General features: G+C 64.6%; 10 protein-coding genes and 1 tRNA gene. 6 read left to right on the forward strand and 5 right to left on the reverse strand.

Annotated features, from left to right (window positions below; all coding sequences use genetic code 11):
• Positions 1–94: 94 nt before the first annotated feature.
• From C0606_03050 to C0606_03060, 3 genes are all read right to left on the reverse strand, one after another.
• A tRNA-Ser gene (locus C0606_03050) sits at positions 95–184 on the reverse strand.
• 144 nt (positions 185–328) lie between these two features.
• Complete coding sequence (locus tag C0606_03055) at positions 329–4,621, reverse strand: hypothetical protein (protein ID PLX39500.1); 4,293 nt, start codon at positions 4,619–4,621, stop codon at positions 329–331.
• On the reverse strand, positions 4,621–6,642 hold the full coding sequence (locus tag C0606_03060) for a hypothetical protein (protein ID PLX39501.1): 2,022 nt from the start codon (positions 6,640–6,642) through the stop codon (positions 4,621–4,623). The genes C0606_03055 and C0606_03060 overlap by 1 nt, the downstream gene beginning before the upstream one ends.
• A gap of 158 nt (positions 6,643–6,800) precedes the next feature.
• Between C0606_03060 and C0606_03065 the strand changes: the two genes are divergently transcribed.
• The 6 genes from C0606_03065 (at position 6,801) to C0606_03090 (ending at position 13,783) form a co-directional block, all read left to right on the forward strand.
• On the forward strand, positions 6,801–8,267 hold the full coding sequence (locus tag C0606_03065; GenBank protein PLX39502.1) for an amidase: 1,467 nt from the start codon (positions 6,801–6,803) through the stop codon (positions 8,265–8,267).
• 73 nt (positions 8,268–8,340) lie between these two features.
• A complete protein-coding gene (locus C0606_03070; GenBank protein ID PLX39503.1) occupies positions 8,341–9,432 on the forward strand; it encodes a spermidine/putrescine ABC transporter ATP-binding protein in 1,092 nt (363 codons plus the stop codon).
• A gap of 3 nt (positions 9,433–9,435) precedes the next feature.
• Positions 9,436–10,368: an ABC transporter permease gene (locus C0606_03075; GenBank protein ID PLX39504.1), complete on the forward strand. Its 933-nt coding sequence runs from the start codon at positions 9,436–9,438 to the stop codon at positions 10,366–10,368.
• Complete coding sequence (locus tag C0606_03080) at positions 10,361–11,194, forward strand: spermidine/putrescine ABC transporter permease PotC (GenBank protein PLX39505.1); 834 nt, start codon at positions 10,361–10,363, stop codon at positions 11,192–11,194. Before C0606_03075 ends, C0606_03080 begins: the two co-directional genes overlap by 8 nt.
• A 26-nt stretch (positions 11,195–11,220) precedes the next feature.
• Positions 11,221–12,252, forward strand: coding sequence for a putrescine/spermidine ABC transporter substrate-binding protein (locus tag C0606_03085; protein ID PLX39506.1), 1,032 nt, complete (start codon positions 11,221–11,223; stop codon positions 12,250–12,252).
• Positions 12,253–12,340: 88 nt separating this feature from the next.
• Positions 12,341–13,783 (forward strand): amidase, encoded by a 1,443-nt coding sequence (locus C0606_03090; GenBank protein PLX39507.1) that lies wholly within the window; start codon positions 12,341–12,343, stop codon positions 13,781–13,783.
• On the opposite strand, the gene aguB is transcribed toward C0606_03090, so the two are convergent.
• Both aguB and C0606_03100 read right to left on the reverse strand, forming a co-directional pair.
• The gene (gene aguB / locus C0606_03095) at positions 13,747–14,628 is read right to left on the reverse strand and encodes an N-carbamoylputrescine amidase (GenBank protein ID PLX39508.1); all 882 of its coding nucleotides are present in this window, start codon (positions 14,626–14,628) and stop codon (positions 13,747–13,749) included. The two genes, C0606_03090 and aguB, sit on opposite strands and share 37 nt — an antisense overlap.
• Positions 14,621–15,652: an acetylpolyamine amidohydrolase gene (locus C0606_03100; GenBank protein ID PLX39509.1), complete on the reverse strand. Its 1,032-nt coding sequence runs from the start codon at positions 15,650–15,652 to the stop codon at positions 14,621–14,623. Before C0606_03100 ends, aguB begins: the two co-directional genes overlap by 8 nt.
• Positions 15,653–15,722: the final 70 nt, after the last annotated feature.

Here is a 15,722-nt window from a genome sequence, read left to right on the forward strand (position 1 = left end):
AACCCGCAGGGTTCGCAAGGCCGACGGCCGCCCGAGCCAATGCGAGGCCCCGACTGGAGCGAAGCCCGAAGGGCGGCAGCGTGAAGTCAGATAATGGCGGATGGGGTGGGATTCGAACCCACGGTAGGCTCTCACCTACGCCGGTTTTCAAGACCGGTGCCTTAAACCACTCGGCCACCCATCCCGCCTGCCGCTGAATGCATCAGCAACGTGTTCGCGTTTATAGCGCTTTCCCAAAAAGTTGACAGACTTTTTGGATGAGAAAACGCGCACGAACAGAGCGCGGCGCACCCGTCAACCGAGCTGACCCAATTGCGGCACTGACCCCCTAATATTCGGATTCGTAGAAGATTCCGACACCGGAATCCGTCTGCCCCGCCTGCCCCTTCAGCTTCAGCCCCTTGGTGATGTCGAGATTGATCGAAACCGAGGACTCCTCGCCCGCCTGAACGCCGAGATAGACGTTGTCGCTGAGATAGGTGCCGGCCTTGACCGCAGCCTTGCCGTTCTTGTCCTCGACCACATCGAGATCGTCGAGGCCGGTGCCCTTGCGGATCTTGTCGAGCACACCCGACACACCGCCACGCCCGCTGAGCTGCGCCGCCGCATCGGCCAGCCGGGCAAGCTGGAAGGCGGAGAGTTCATCGACACTGCGCCCGAACAGAAGCTGCGCCAGCACCTCGTCCTGCGGCAGTTCCGGCTCGGACGAGAACACGATATCAGGGTCGGACGCCGGGCCGGTGACCGAGATGGTGACGGTCAGACCGTCGCGCCGCGTCGTCGCGACAAATTGCAGATAGGGGTCGAAATCACCGGCCAGCGTCACCTCGCCGCTGGTGAATTCGACACGCTTGCCGAGCATGTCGATGCGCCCGCGCACCATGGTGAACCCGCCTTCGGGAACCAGGTCCGTGTCGCTGCCGCGCAGCCTGATGCTGCCGCGCATTTCCGCATCGAGCCCGCGCCCGCGAATGAACAGCCGTGCCGGGGCCTCGATCACCAGATCGATGCTCGCGCCGATCCCGCGCTGGCCCCGCGCCTTGTCGCCAAGCAGACCCGCATTGGCGAGCGTACGGCGCACATCCGCCGGTGTATCGGCGTGGCGGACATCGATCATCGCCGCCCCGCCGGGCAGCGATTTCGGCACCATGATTTCGGTACGTTCCAGAATGATCCGCCCACCGATCACCGGACCGCGCAGCAATGCGCCGCCCAGCGTCAGCGTGCCGCTGGCGGTCGCCGCAGCCAAATCCCCGTCGGTGTAATGGGCGTTCTGCAGGTCGAGCCGGAGATCCGCCGGCAACGTCAACGCGTCATCGATCTCAAGCGACCCGGAGAGCGTCGCCGTCCCCTTGCCGAGCCGCGCCCGCACCGTCTCAAGCCGCAGCCGCCGCCCCGCGACGCCGATGCGGATATCCATGTTACGCAGGTCGATCCCGGTCGCCGGATCGCTGAAGGCAACGCCCTGCCCGCGGATCGAGCCGTTCAGATCCGGGCGTTGCAGCGGCCCGGTGACCGTTACGTCCAAGGTAAGCGTACCCGACAGCCACGCTCCGCGCGGATCGAGCCAGCGCTTGGCAAGCGACAGCGGCACCGTGCCCCGAACCGGCACCGACAGCGAGCCACCGGTAAGCGGAATGGTTCCGCTCGCCGCCAGTTCCAGACCATTCCCCGAAGCGCTCGCGCGTTCGAGTGTGACAGTGTTCTGCCGATGAACGCCCTTGGCACTGACGCCAAGCGGACCGACGCCGGCCTCCGCAAGCGCCGCAGCCGACACGCCGCTCGCCTTGATATCGAAGCGCGTCTCCGGGTCTCCGCTCGGTCCGCTGACAACGACCGCACCGGTCGCACTGCCCTTGAGGCCGAGCGAGGGCGCAAACGCATTGGCGAGCGCCAGCGGCAGATCCCGGATATTCGCCGTCACATCGATGCGCTCACCCGATGTCCCGCTGACCACCACGCGCCCGGCGCAGGCATGCAGTTCGAGCGGATCGATACTGATCTTGTCACCGGCGACCGTCAGCGTGCTTGGGCGGACGAGCTTCACATCGGCGACGCCGCGCGTCAGGCTAAGCTTGTCGAGCCCGACCCTGTAGCCGCCGTCGACGGCTGCGAGAACCGCATTGGCGCTGAGATGTCCCGCTACGAGATCGGCCTCAAGACCGAACCGCGTCGCGCCGTTCTCCGGCTGCGCCTTCAGCGTGCCCGAGCGAACCACGATGCTGCCGGCGCGGAGATCGGCGAAGGCGACGTTGCCCGCAACCTCTGGCACGGCATTAAGCCGGTCGAGCGTGACATTGCCCTTGGCAGACCCGACCCGTGTGTCGCCAAAGGCGAGCCTTGCCGCGTCCAGTGCGATTTGCGCGCGCTGGTCATTGTCGGCGCGCGAAAGCTCCACCGTCGCATCAAGCCGCCCGGACATTTCGGTCATGGCGAGGGCCGCGACATCGCGCAAATCCGGCGCGACCACGTTCAGCGTGCCCGATGCGATGTCGTCACTATCCAGTTCGACGCCCCCGCGAGCGCCGGCACTGCCGACATTAGCCACAATATCCCGTACGGCGCGCACGCCCTCGGCGCTTTGTGAAAGTTGCGCGGTCGCGGAGACGAGTTCGCCAGCAAGCCGCCCGCGCAGATTGACGTCGCCGGCAAAGGCGTCGTTCTCAAGCCGCCCGTGCAGCGTCGCCGTCGCCTCGTTGAACGGCTTCCCGGCAAGCGTTAGCGCCTCGCCGAGCACAACGACGGAGATATCCGCCGCCGATCCCGGTCCCTTAACGCTGCCCTGCAGGTCCGCGGCGCCACCGAGGCGCGGATCGAGCGCGGACGCATCGGCCAGTCGCCCGCTGAAAGCGAGATCGGAGCCCGCCTTGCCGGCGGAGCCATTTGCTTTCAACGAAAGCTGCTTATTGGTGAGCGTGAAATCGCGGAAGCCGATGAGGTCCTCCGTCCGCTCGACCGAGCCGCTGAGCTGGGTCTCGCCCTTGAACAGGCCCGGCACGGCGCCCGGGTTCAGATCGCGGGCGCGCCCGTTGACGAGGATCGCAACATCGCTGCCGTCAAAGGCGATCTTGCCACGCGCAGCGAGCCCCAGCGCGCCGCCGAGCGACCGGCCCGCGAGCGCGGAAAATGCCGAAAGATTCCCGGAGCTGAATTGATAGGTTCCATCCGTGGAGTCACTTGCGATGGAACCCTTGAAGCCCGCCTCGAAGGCTTTGCCGCGAACCCCCGACGCCATGATTTTGACCGGCCGGCCGGCACTCCAGCCACCCATGGCCGACAACGCCGGGCTGTCGCCGAACGCCTCGGCAATGGCCGCATCCGGCGTGGCGAGGCCGGTTGCCTGGCCACGAATATCGAAAGTGATCCCGCGCCCCTGCGGATCGGACAGGTCACGCGCCATGCCCGCGCCGGTCACGGTCAGATTGCCGAGTTGCAGCGTTCCGCTCTCCAGCTCGTCGAGCTGTGCCGACAGCGTCCAGTTGTCACTGCCTTCTCCGAGCCTGAGCGCGATCGAGCCACGGCGAACGGTAACATCGTCGCCGGCAAGCGCGACCGGCCGGTCTTCGCCGGTGTCGAGTTTCGCGTCCGCAACGATCCTGGTTGGGAAGCCGTCGGTCGCGGTGGCAACATCGGCGTCGAGTGCAAGCACGCCGGACTGAAGGTTGACGTCCGCATTCGTCTTGCCGTCGCTCGCCCGAGTGGCATCAACCTTCAGGCGTGAGCCACCGGCAAAGAGATCGCGGTAGTCGTCGGGGATCAGCGGCTGAAGATTGCCGTCGAGATCTGCCACGACGCGCATGCCACCATCCGGCCGGCTGAGGGCCACCTTGCCGGCAAGGAGCCGCTGACCCGCCGCATCAAGCGTGATATCGGCGGAGAAATCCGCAACCGGCCCCTCGCCCCTGGCGGAGAAATCGAGTGCCGGACGCCCCTCGATACCGAGCAGGTTCGACAGCAGCCCGTTCTGATCTTCGTGAACGCGGATATCGGCGTTGATGTAGTCGCGGCCCTTGTCATAGCCGAGCTTCAGCGCGATCTCGGCGGGCACATCTAGTCGGCGGATCGCCAGATCGCTGGCAAGCGACCCGTCTCCAAGCGAAAACGACCCGGCAAGGTCCAACGCCGCCGCAATCCCTGCGACCGGCTCGCCGAGTTCGATACGCTTTAGCGTCAGCTCGCCGATGTTGATGGCGACCGGTGTGTCCGGCAGGGCGAATTCGCCATTTTCCGGTATATCGGGTGCTTCGGCCTTGTCCATTTGCGGACGGCGCCGCATCGAAACCCGATCCGCCGTGAGACTGTCGACGTCGAGCCTTCCGCGCAACAGCGCCAGCCGGCTCCAGACAAGGTGCGGGTTCTCGATGCGCAGCCATACGCCGCTGCGGTCGGCAATGGTGATTTCCGAAAAGCGCACGTCGGACGACAGCGCGCCGTCGATCTGACCGAGCCGGATCTGCATGTCCGGCGTCGAAATCTGCTCCTCGATAAAGCGCTGGAAGCGGCCGGTCTCGTCGTCATCGGCAAAGGTCAGCGCGCCAAGCACCGCAAGGGCGGCGAAAAACACGCCCGCAAACACCGCAATGGCTTTGAACCGAAGAGGTTTATGGACGAACGCAACCATCAGAATGCCTGCCCCAGTCCGATATAGACGCCGAAACTCGGATCGCCGATTTCCGGGTTCACCGGAACCGCGACATCGACCCGAAGCGGTCCAAGGCCCGTATTGTAGCGCAGGCCGACACCTGCGCCGAATTTGAGTTCTTCGGAGAAGTCAGGCGTTGTCGAGGCGAACGCCGCACCCGCATCGATGAACGGCACAATGCCGATCGTGTCGGTCACCTGCGCCCGCAGCTCGAGCGAGGAGTCGAAATAGGACCGCCCGCCGACCACGTCACCGTTCGCGCGCCGTGGCCCGATATTGCGATAGGCATAGCCGCGCACCGAGTCGCCGCCGCCAGCATAGAACAGCCAGCTTGCCGGCATCTCACGCGCCCTCGCCCCGACCAGCGAGCCGACTGTTGCCCGCCCGGCAAGCACGAACCGGTTGGTCGGCCCGAACCCGTAATAGGCCGAGCCGCGAACGCGGCTGAGCACACCGGAATTGGCAAACTTGAACTCGTGGAAAGGCGACGCCGACGCCAGCACGTGGACACCCTCGGTCGGGTTCAGCTTGTTGTCGCGCGTGTCGTATTCAAGCGTTGCCGGCAGACTGGCGATCAACGTGTCGCGCTTGCCAAAGGCGTCTTCCGTCTGGCTCCAGGCTCCCGCCACGCCACCGGACACTTCAAGCTGTTCCGAATAGCGGTGCGACAACACCAGGCTGCCGCCCGTGCTGCGTTCTAGATAGGTATCCGGCGACTCCTGTTCGGCGAATATCCGCGCCCGGAAATCCGTATAGGGCGTGAAGACGCCCGGCTTGGTGAAGGTCGTCGCCGCAAGGAAGTTGAAATCCTCGGGGTCCGTGCTGCCGATACCGCTGACACGGCCCTCGACGCGCAGCTTCTCCGCCTTGCCGAACAGGTTGCGGTGCTGCCAGTACCCCTCGAGCCCGGCGCCGTCGATCGTGTAGTAGGACGCGCCGACGCCAAACGCCCGGCGCGGCCGTTCCGCGACCTGGATGTCGATCGGCAGGCTGCCATCGGCTTCAATCGCCTCGGCCTCGACAAGCCGCGCCGATTTGAACACTTCGAGCCGACGCATTTGCGCCTTCGCACGGTTTAGCGCGTCGGGATCGAACGTCGTTCCGGGTTCCAGGCCAGAATACCAGGCGACGAAATCCGCGTTCATCCGCTCCGTGCCGGAGGCCGTCACACGCCCGAACGTCGCCTGCGGGCCCGGCTCGACCTTCATGCGCACGTCGAGCGTTCCATCGCGATGATGCGCGGTGACATCGCGCGCCGACACGACCGCCTTGGGGTGTCCGAGATAGCGCCAACGGCCGACAAGCGCCGTCTCGCTCGACAGAACCAGCCCCGAGAACGCCGGCTTGCCGGATTGCAGACCCAGCTCCGCCGGGTCTTTCGGCACGGCTTTTCCGGGAATGGCATCAGGCGGCCGGTTCTCGATATCGACGCGGCCGAAACGGAAACGCTCGCCCGGTTCGACCTCGATCGCAACCTGCGGCGATGACGGCAATACAGCATCGGGCGCCAACCGTTCGACGGCGCGGCCGTCGACAGTGATGCGGATAACGCCGCCATAGTAGCCGGCGGCGTAGAGCGCAGCCGTGATACGCGCATAATCGTCACGTCCGCGCGCCGTCAAAACCATTGGGCTCTGCGGCACCTTTTCCTGATCCGAAACCAGCGACGACGCGTCCCGCAACCGTTCCTCGAGATCGTCGTCTTCGAGCCCTGAAACCGTCAGCGTCACCTCGTAGGGAGTGGCGTCGGGGCTCGGCGGCTCGGCGCCCTCGCGCTCGCCCCACAGCGTCTTGCCGAACAATTCGAATGCGGGTGCGGATGAGGCGAAACTGGCGGCAAGGAACATCGCGAGCGCTGCCGTTGCCAGCCTCGTTGTCCAGTTCCCTCTCGGCTGTGAAACCGTGTCCGCCATCAATACTCTCGAATATGGCCCGCGACGACCGGCTTTCAACCTTCGCGATACCGGAGGCTCAGCCATCACGACGCCGGTCGGGACCACCCCAAACAACGTTTGTAGTTGGGTTAATTATACATGGAAAGTGCAACTCAAATCTGAACCCCACGGCGGCGCGAACCGTTGCCGGAATGCGTCACAATTCGATGGTCGCCAATCCCCCCCGCTGCTAGTCTCGGCGCAGTCAGACAAGCAGGTGGCCCATGTCGATCCGTGACCTCTATGAAACCCGGGATGCCGTCGGCCTCGCCGCCCTCGTCGCCAACGGGGACGTCCACCCGAACGAGTTGCTCGACGAGGCGCTTACCCGCATTGAAGCGCTCAATCCGAAGCTGAACGCGGTGACCATGCTGCGCGAGGATGTGGCCCGCCAAACCATCGCCGCCGGCCCTGCGGGGCCACTCGCCGGCGTTCCCTTTCTGCTCAAGGATCTCGGCGCAGAGGCAATCGATTTTCCGACCAATAACGGGTCGCGGTTACAGGCGAACACCAAATATTTGATGGATTCAGCGATCTACCAGCGGATCGCCGGTTCCGGCGTCGTTGTCTTCGGGCGCACCACGGCGCCTGAGGGTGGCGTCGGCCCGGTGACCGAAGCCGCTGTCTATGGGGGGCCGACCCGCAATCCATGGAACCTCGATCGCACGCCGGGCGGTTCGTCGGGCGGAGCCGGTGCCGTCGTCGCAGCCGGCATCATACCCGCGGCCCATGGCTCCGATGGCGGCGGGTCGGTGCGGATTCCGGCGTCCTCCTGCGGCCTGTTCGGCTTCAAACCGACCCGCGCCCGCCTACCAGACGGCCCCTATGCCGGCGAAGGCTGGGCCGGCATGGCCATCGACGGCTTTCTGACCCGCTCGGTGCGCGACAGCGCTGTCCTTCTCGACGCCTGCAGCGGACCCGACCTCGGCGCACCCTATGTCGCCCCGCCGCTGGCGGACGGCTACCTTGCCGCGCTCGACAAAACCTCGGCCCCGCTGCGCATTGCGGTTGCAACGACGACGCTGTCCGGCGACCCGATCCACCCCGATTGCCGTACTGCCGTCAAGGAAACCGCGCGCCTGCTCGACTCCATGGGCCACCATGTCGAGGAAGCTCTGCCCAAGGCCGATATCGACGGCATGATGTCGGCCTGGACGACCATCGTGGCCTGCGGCACCGCACTGTGGGTTCGCAAGTCGCTGGAAAAGGCCGGGCGGGCATTGGCCGATCTGCGTGACGACGAGGTCGAGGCCGTCTGCCGCGGTGCCTGCGCATTCGCCAGCACGGTCAGCGGCGACGCCTACCTCGAAGCCGTCGGCAAGATCCACCATTTCGGACGCCAGATGGCAGCGTTCTTCAACGACTACGACGTCGTCCTGTCGGCAACCCTCGCCGAGCCGCCGGCACGGATCGGACGCTTCGCGCACGACCGCAGCGACGACTTCGTGTCCTACCGCATGGGCGCCGACGGGGTCTTCGCCTATTCGCCGTTTACGGCCATCTTCAACGCCTCCGGGCAGCCTGCCGTTTCGGCTCCCCTGCACTGGAACGACGAAGGTTTGCCCATCGGCATTCACCTTGCCGCGGCCTATGGCGATGACGAGCGTCTGATGACGCTGTGCGGCGATCTGGAACGCGCCCGGCCGTGGTTTGGTCATCGTCCGCCAATCCGTTTCGGAGCACTTGCATAAAAACCCGTCTTGCTGTCACTCTAGTCAAAACGTCCGACGAAAATCGCACGGACAACAGTGGGGACAGAACAGATTGACTGGGCAGACCGCCGTCGAAGCCGTTGGCGTTTCGAAAGTTTTTCACTCCGCGGGACAGGATGTACGCGCACTCGACGACGTCTCCGTAGCGATCAGGAAAAACGAGTTCTTCACGCTGCTGGGACCGTCCGGTTGCGGCAAGACAACCCTGTTGCGAATGATCGCCGGCTTCGAAGCGCCGACCGCCGGAACGATCCTTCTGGACGGTGCCGACATCACAGACAAGCCGCCTTTCCGGCGCCCCGTCAACACGGTTTTCCAGAGCTACGCGCTGTTCCCGCATCTGACCGTCGCGCAAAACATCGCCTTTGGCCTGGAGATGCTGTCGCGGCCGAAATCCGAAGTCGAGGAAGCCGTCGCGCGCACCCTCGCGCTGGTGCAGATGGAAGGCATGGCCGGGCGCAAACCGGGTCAGCTTTCCGGCGGCCAGCAGCAACGCGTCGCGCTTGCCCGCGCGCTTGCGCCACGCCCCTCCGTCCTGCTCCTCGACGAACCGCTCTCGGCACTCGATTTCAAGCTGCGCAAGGAAATGCAGGTTGAATTGAAACGGCTGCAGACCGAGACCGGCATCACCTTCATCTTCGTGACGCACGATCAGGAAGAAGCGCTGACGATGTCGGACCGCATCGGCGTCATGAGCAGCGGCAACATCCTGCAGATCGGCTCGCCGCGCGAGATCTACAACCACCCTGCCAACCGCTTCGTCGCCGACTTCATCGGCGAGTCCAATTTCCTCGATGGCGTCGTCAAGTCGATCTCAACGGATGCGGCAACGATCCAGCTGCCCGGCGGTCACATCACCGAGGTTTCGACCGAGGCAACCCTGGCGCCGAACGCCAAGGTGACGCTGGCAATCCGCCCCGAGCACATTCAGGTCAAGCCCGCAGGCAGCGAGGCGGCCTTGCCGGCAACCATCGCCAATCTGGTCTATTTCGGCACCGACACCCACTGCTATCTCGACATCGACGGCGGCGGAACGGTCGTCGCGCGGCTGCAAAACTCGCTGTCCGGCGAAGTCGGGCTGAACACTGGAACCAAGGTCGGTGTCGCCATAGCCCCCGGCGCCGCGCAGATCCTGAGGGACTGAGCGATGGCGTCCTCAGCACCATCGCCGGCAACCGAAAGCGAAGCCCGCGCCGAGCGCGCCCGCGTCAAGCACAACTGGCTCCTGTCGCTCCCGGCGGTGCTGTTTCTGCTCGTCGGCGCGTCGGGCCCTTTGCTGATCGTGCTCGTCTACTCGTTCCTCGAACCCGGCGAGTACAGCGGCGTCATCTGGAAACCGTCGTTCGATGCCTGGTTCAACATCATCTTCACGGTCGACATTTTCGACGAGACGGTGCGCCTTGCCGATGCCCATCTCTCGATCTTTTGGCGCTCTGTGAAGCTGTCGCTGCTGACCACGTTGATCACCTTCGTCTTCGGCCTGCCGACCGCCTATTTCATCGCCACCCGTACTCCGGCGAAGCGCGCCTTCTGGCTGTTCCTCATCACCATCCCGTTCTGGACCAACCTTCTGGTGCGCACCTTCGCCATCATGGAAGTGATCCGCAACGAGGGCATCCTCAACACCTGGGCGATGCGTTTCGGCCTGATCGACACGCCGATCCAGCTTCTCTACACCGACACCGCCGTGTTGATCGGCATGGCCTATGTCTACCTGCCGCTGATGGTGCTGCCGCTCTACGCCTCGCTCGAACGGCTCGATTTCACCCTCGTCGAGGCCGCCTACGATCTCTACGCCAATCGCTGGCGCGTGCTGCGGCGGGTGATCCTGCCCTTGATCAAACCCGGCATCGTCGCCGGCTCGATCCTCGTCTTCGTGCCCTCGCTCGGCGCCTATGTGACGCCGCGCGTGCTCGGCGGTGGCAAGAACATGATGATCGGCAATTTCATCGAGCTGCAATTCGGCCAGGGCCGCAACTGGCCACTCGGCTCGTCCCTGTCGATGATGCTGCTCGTCGTCGTCGCAATCGCACTGCTGGTCTATGTGCGCGCAGCAACGAAGGACAGCGCCGATGGCTGAGACCGCTGAATCCGTTCGCCGCAAGCCGTTCTCGGTCCGCCGTCTGCCGGGCTTTACGGCGATCGCGCTGACCTGCTTCGCAATCCTCTACATGCCGATCCTGACCATGGTCGCCTACTCGTTCAACGACGCCAATTCGGTGGCGATCTGGGGCGGCCTGTCGTTCAAGTGGTACGGCGCCGCCTGGCAGAACACGGCGGTGCAGGAAGCAACGCTGCGCTCGCTCATCATCGCTTCCATGGCCGCCGGCATTTCGACCGTGCTTGCGACGATGGCAGCCCTTGGCACCACGCGCACCCGCGCGTTTCCGGGCCGCACCGCGATCTATCTCATGATCAACCAGCCGCTGATGGTGCCCGAAATCGTCACCGCCGTCGCGCTGCTGATCTTCTTTGCCTCGATCAAGGTCGCCACCGGCTACTCTGGCCTCGGCTATCTGATCCTCGCACATTCGGCATTCTGCATTCCCTTTGCCTATCTGCCGATCCGTGCGCGGCTCGAAGGCATGGACACGACGCTGGAAGCCGCCGCCAGCGACCTCTACGCAACGCCGTGGCGGGCTTTCAGGCGGGTCACCCTGCCGCTGATGGCGCCGGGCATCGCGGCCGGTTCGATGCTCGCCTTCGTGATTTCGCTCGACGACGTGATCATCACCGAATTCGTCAAATCCGCCGGCCAGGACACCCTGCCGACCTACATGCTCGGACAGCTGCGACGCGCCGTGACGCCGGAGGTCAACGCGATCTCCACCGCCCTTCTGGTTCTGACAATTCTGCTGCTGACTGCATTTTTCATCCTGACCAGGAGACAGAACAAGGTTTCCTGATAACCCGCAAGAAGAGGAAGACGACTATGCGCTTGAAAATGCTTGCACTATCCACGGCCGCCTTGCTCGGCTCCGTGGCAGTCGCCAACGCTGCCGGGGAACTGAACATCTACAACTGGGGCAACTACACCAACCCCGAGCTGATCAAGAAGTTCGAGGAGAAGTTCGACGTCAAGGTGACCGTCACCGACTACGACTCCAACACCACCGCGCTGACCAAGGTCGAAGCCGGCGGCCACGGCTTCGACATCGTCGTGCCGTCCGCCAACTACGTACCGGTCTTCGTCTCCAAGGGTCTGCTGCTCGAGGCACGTCCTGACGAGATGGAGAATTTCAAGAACGTTTCCGAGCGCTGGCGCGATGTGCCGTGGGATCCGGGCCGCCACTACACCGTGCCGTGGCAGTGGGGCACGACTGGCGTCGCGGTCAACACAAAGGCCTATTCGGGCGACCCGAATACCTCGTCGATCTTCCTCGATCCGCCGGAAGAACTCGTCGGCAAGGTCAATGTCGTTCCCGAAATGTCGGACGTGATGGGCCTCGCGATCCTCTATGCCGGCGGCGAGCCGTGCACCGAAGACAAGACCGTGCTGAAGAAGGTCCGCGACATCCTGATGGCCGCCAAGCCGAAGTGGATGTCGATGGACTACGGCATGACCGAAAAGCTGTCGAACAACGACGTCATGGCGTCGGTCAACTGGAACGGCTCGACCTTCCGCGCCCGTCTCAACAACCCGGACGTCGTCTACGGCTATCCGAAGGAAGGCTATGTCGTGTGGATGGACTCCGTTGCCATCCTCAAGGACGCCAAGAACGTCGACAATGCCAAGACCTTCATGAACTTCATCATGGAGCCGGAAAACGCCGCGATGATCTCGTCGTTTGCGCGTTATGCCAACGGCATCGACGGTTCGGACGCCTTCATGCCGGACGACATGAAGACGGCGCCTGAAATCAACGTTCCGGCCGAATTCGCCGCCGCCGGCACGTTCCTGCCGACCTGCAGCGCCGACGCCCAGAAGCTCTACACGGCGATCTGGACCGAACTACAGAAGTAACGACGAACAAACGGCGGATCCCAAACGGGGTCCGCCACCTCTTCGGGCGGCCCCTTGCGGGCCGCTTGCGCTTTCCGGACGAAAAACGATGACGGCGATCACCGATCTCGACGCAACAGCGCTCTCTGAAGCACTTGCTACGGGAAGGCTTTCCTCGGTCGAGGTGATGACGGCATTCCTTGATCGGATCGAGGCGGCAAACCCGACGGTCAACGCCATCGTCAGCCTGCGCGAGCGCGACGCGCTGATCGCCGAGGCCGCCGCCGCAGACCGTTCCCCGCGCAAGGGCTGGCTGCACGGCATACCGGTGGCGATCAAGGATCTCGTCGAAACCGCCGGCATCCGGACCACCCACGGCTCACCAATCTTCGCCGACAACATTCCGACGGCGGATGACGTCCTCGCCGCCCGCATCCGTGCCGCCGGCGCGATCCTGATCGGCAAGACGAACGCGTCTGAATTCGGCCTCGGCTCGCACAGCTACAACCGGGTGTTCGGCGTCACGCGCAATCCCTACAACCCGGCAAAAAGCGCCGGCGGTTCGAGCGGAGGCGCCGGTGCGGCTCTCGCCTCGCGCATGGTCCCGGTCGCCGACGGATCGGACATGATGGGATCGCTGCGCAACCCGGCCGCCTTCAACAATGTCTACGGCTTTCGCCCGACCTATGGCCTTGTCTCGGCCGATCCGGTCGGCGAACTTTTCCTTCACCAGCTCTCGACCGACGGACCGATGGCCCGTTCTGTGCACGATCTTGCTCGCCTGCTCGACACCGTCGCAGGCCCGCATCCGCAGGTGCCGCACTCGCTCCCGCGTGTTGCGCCCTTCGCAAACCGCCTCGACGGTTCCATCGCCGGAAAACGCATCGGCTGGCTCGGCGACTGGGCGGGTCACTATCCCGTCGACCCGGAAATCCTCACGCTCGGCCGTGCCGCCGTCGGCGTCTTCGAAGAGCTCGGCTGCGCCGTCGAGGAAATCGTGCCCGACTTAGATCCGACCACCCTCTGGTCGTCATGGCTGACCCTGCGCAGCTTCGCGGTGTCCTCGTCGCTCGGCGTCCACTATGACAACCCGGCGCAGCGTGACCTGCTGAAACCCGAAGCGATCTTTGAGACCGAGACGGGACGGGCCCGCAGCGCGGACGATATCCGCCGCGCGAGCCTGATGCGCTCGCAGTGGTACGCGACGCTCGCCCGCCTGTTCGAGCGCTACGACGCGCTGGTGCTGCCGAGCGCGCAGGTGTTCCCCTTCGACGCGGATATGACCTGGCCGAAGAGTGTGTGCGGCCGCTCCATGTCGACCTATCACCAATGGATGGAAATCGTCGTGCCTGTCTCTCTGGTCGGCGTCCCCGCGCTCGGCCTGCCGGCAGGGTTTGGATCATCCGGCCTCCCGGCCGGCATCCAGCTGTTCGGGCCGAAACACGCCGACGCGGCGATCCTGCAGCTCGGCGAAGCCTACCACCGGGCAACCGACTGGCCCGGCAAACGTCCGCCTCAGCTCGTGCCGTCGAGGGAGCCGAGCGGGCTGTAGAGTTCCGGCCGGCGATCGCGGAACAGGCCCCAGGAGCGGCGGAAGCGGGCAATCTCGTCGAAGTCGAACGTCGCGATCCGCACCTCTTCCTCGTCGCGGCTTGCCCGCTCGATGACCTTTCCCGTCCAGTCGGCAATGAACGACGATCCATAGAAAGTGACGCTGGTCCCGTCCGGCGACGTCTCAGAGCCGATCCGGTTCGAGGCTGCGAGCGGCATCAGATTGGCGCCCGCATGGCCGCACATCACCCGCTCCCAATGGGGCTGGCTGTCATAGCCCGGCGCCGGCGGCTCGGAGCCGATCGCCGTTGGATAGAGCAGCAGTTCCGCCCCCTGCAGCGCCATGGCGCGTGCGGCTTCCGGGAACCATTGATCCCAGCAGATCCCGATGCCGATCCGGCCATAGGCCGTGTCGAACACCTTGAAGCCGGTATCACCCGGCGAGAAATAGTACTTCTCCTCGTAGCCCGGCCCGTCCGGGATATGCGACTTGCGATAGAGCCCAAGGATGGCGCCGTCCGCGTCGATGGCCACAAGGCTGTTGAAATGGGCCTGGCCCGTCCGTTCGAAGAAGCTGAACGGGATCACCACCTTCAGCTCGGCGGCAAGGCGTTGAAACCGCGCAATGGTCGGATTGCCCTCGACCGGCATCGCCAGATCGAAGAAGTCGGGAAGTTCCGTCTTGCAGAAATACGGCGTCTCGAACAGCTCCTGCAAAAGCACGACCTGCGCGCCCATGCCGGCGGCCTTGCGCACAAGCGCTTCGGCCCGATCGATATTGGCCGCCCGGTCGTCGCCGCACGCCATCTGCGTCACGGCAACCGAGATCTTGCTTCCCTCAGCCATTCTCGAACCCCTCGAGTACGTTGACCGTGTTGATACCGAGCGCTTCGACCGAATAGCCACCTTCCATCACGAAGACGGTCGGCAGGCCCATTTTGGCAATCCGCCGGCCGCAGTCGAGATAGTCCTCGCTCTCCAGCTTGAAGAAGCTGATCGGGTCGTCCTTGAAGGTATCGAGCCCCAGTGACACGACGACGGCTTCGGCGCCGGCCTTGTGGATCCGTGCAATTGCGTCGTCGAGTGCTTCCGCCCATCGGGCGTAGGTCGTCCCTGGCGCCAGCGGATAGTTGACATTGGCGCCCTCGCCCGCGCCTTCCCCTTTCTCGTCGGCATAGCCGAGGAAATACGGGTACGCATCCTCGGGCTGACCGTGCAGCGAAACGAAGAAGATGTCGCCGCGCCGGTAGAAGATGTCCTGCGTGCCGTTGCCGTGGTGAAAGTCGATATCGAGGATCGCGACCTTCTCCGCGCCATTCATGCGGAACATTTCCGCGACCACGGCCGCGTTGTTGAGAAAGCAGAAGCCCCCGAACAGATCGCCGGCAGCGTGGTGCCCCGGCGGACGGCAAAGCGCGAAGGCCGACCGAGCGCCCGCCGCCACATGACGCTGTGCGGCCTGCGCCGTCGCGCAGGACGAAAGCGCCGCTTCCCAGGTGCCCGCCGTGATAGCCGTTTCGCCGGAAGTCGCGTAGTAGCCGACCTTGCCGTCGATATTGCGCGGCGGCGGCCGTTTCGGCGTTCGCTGCAGCGGGAAGCTTGTGGCAAACACCTCGCCGCCAAAGCCTTCGGCCTTCCAGTCCGCCCACGCCGTTTTCAGAAACTCGAGAAACCCTTCGTCGTGGACACGGCTGAGCGGACCGAAGTCGACGTCGCCCGGATCGACCGGGCGCTCAAACCCGCGCTCGTTCAGCCGGTTGAGGACATATTCGACGCGCGAAGGACGCTCGAACGGCGTCACCAGTTCGCCGGCGAAGAACTCGCCCTGCGGGAAATGCAGCCTGTGCTTTTCGCTGAAAAACGTCTTCATTCAGTCCGCTCCAACGTAACGATTTTCGTCTTCTGTTGGACGGACTGTACGCGGGCACGATCCCGGCCGA

This window comes from Hyphomicrobiales bacterium (assembly GCA_002869065.1).
In the GTDB taxonomy this organism is placed as follows: Bacteria; Pseudomonadota; Alphaproteobacteria; order Rhizobiales; family Rhodobiaceae; genus Rhodobium.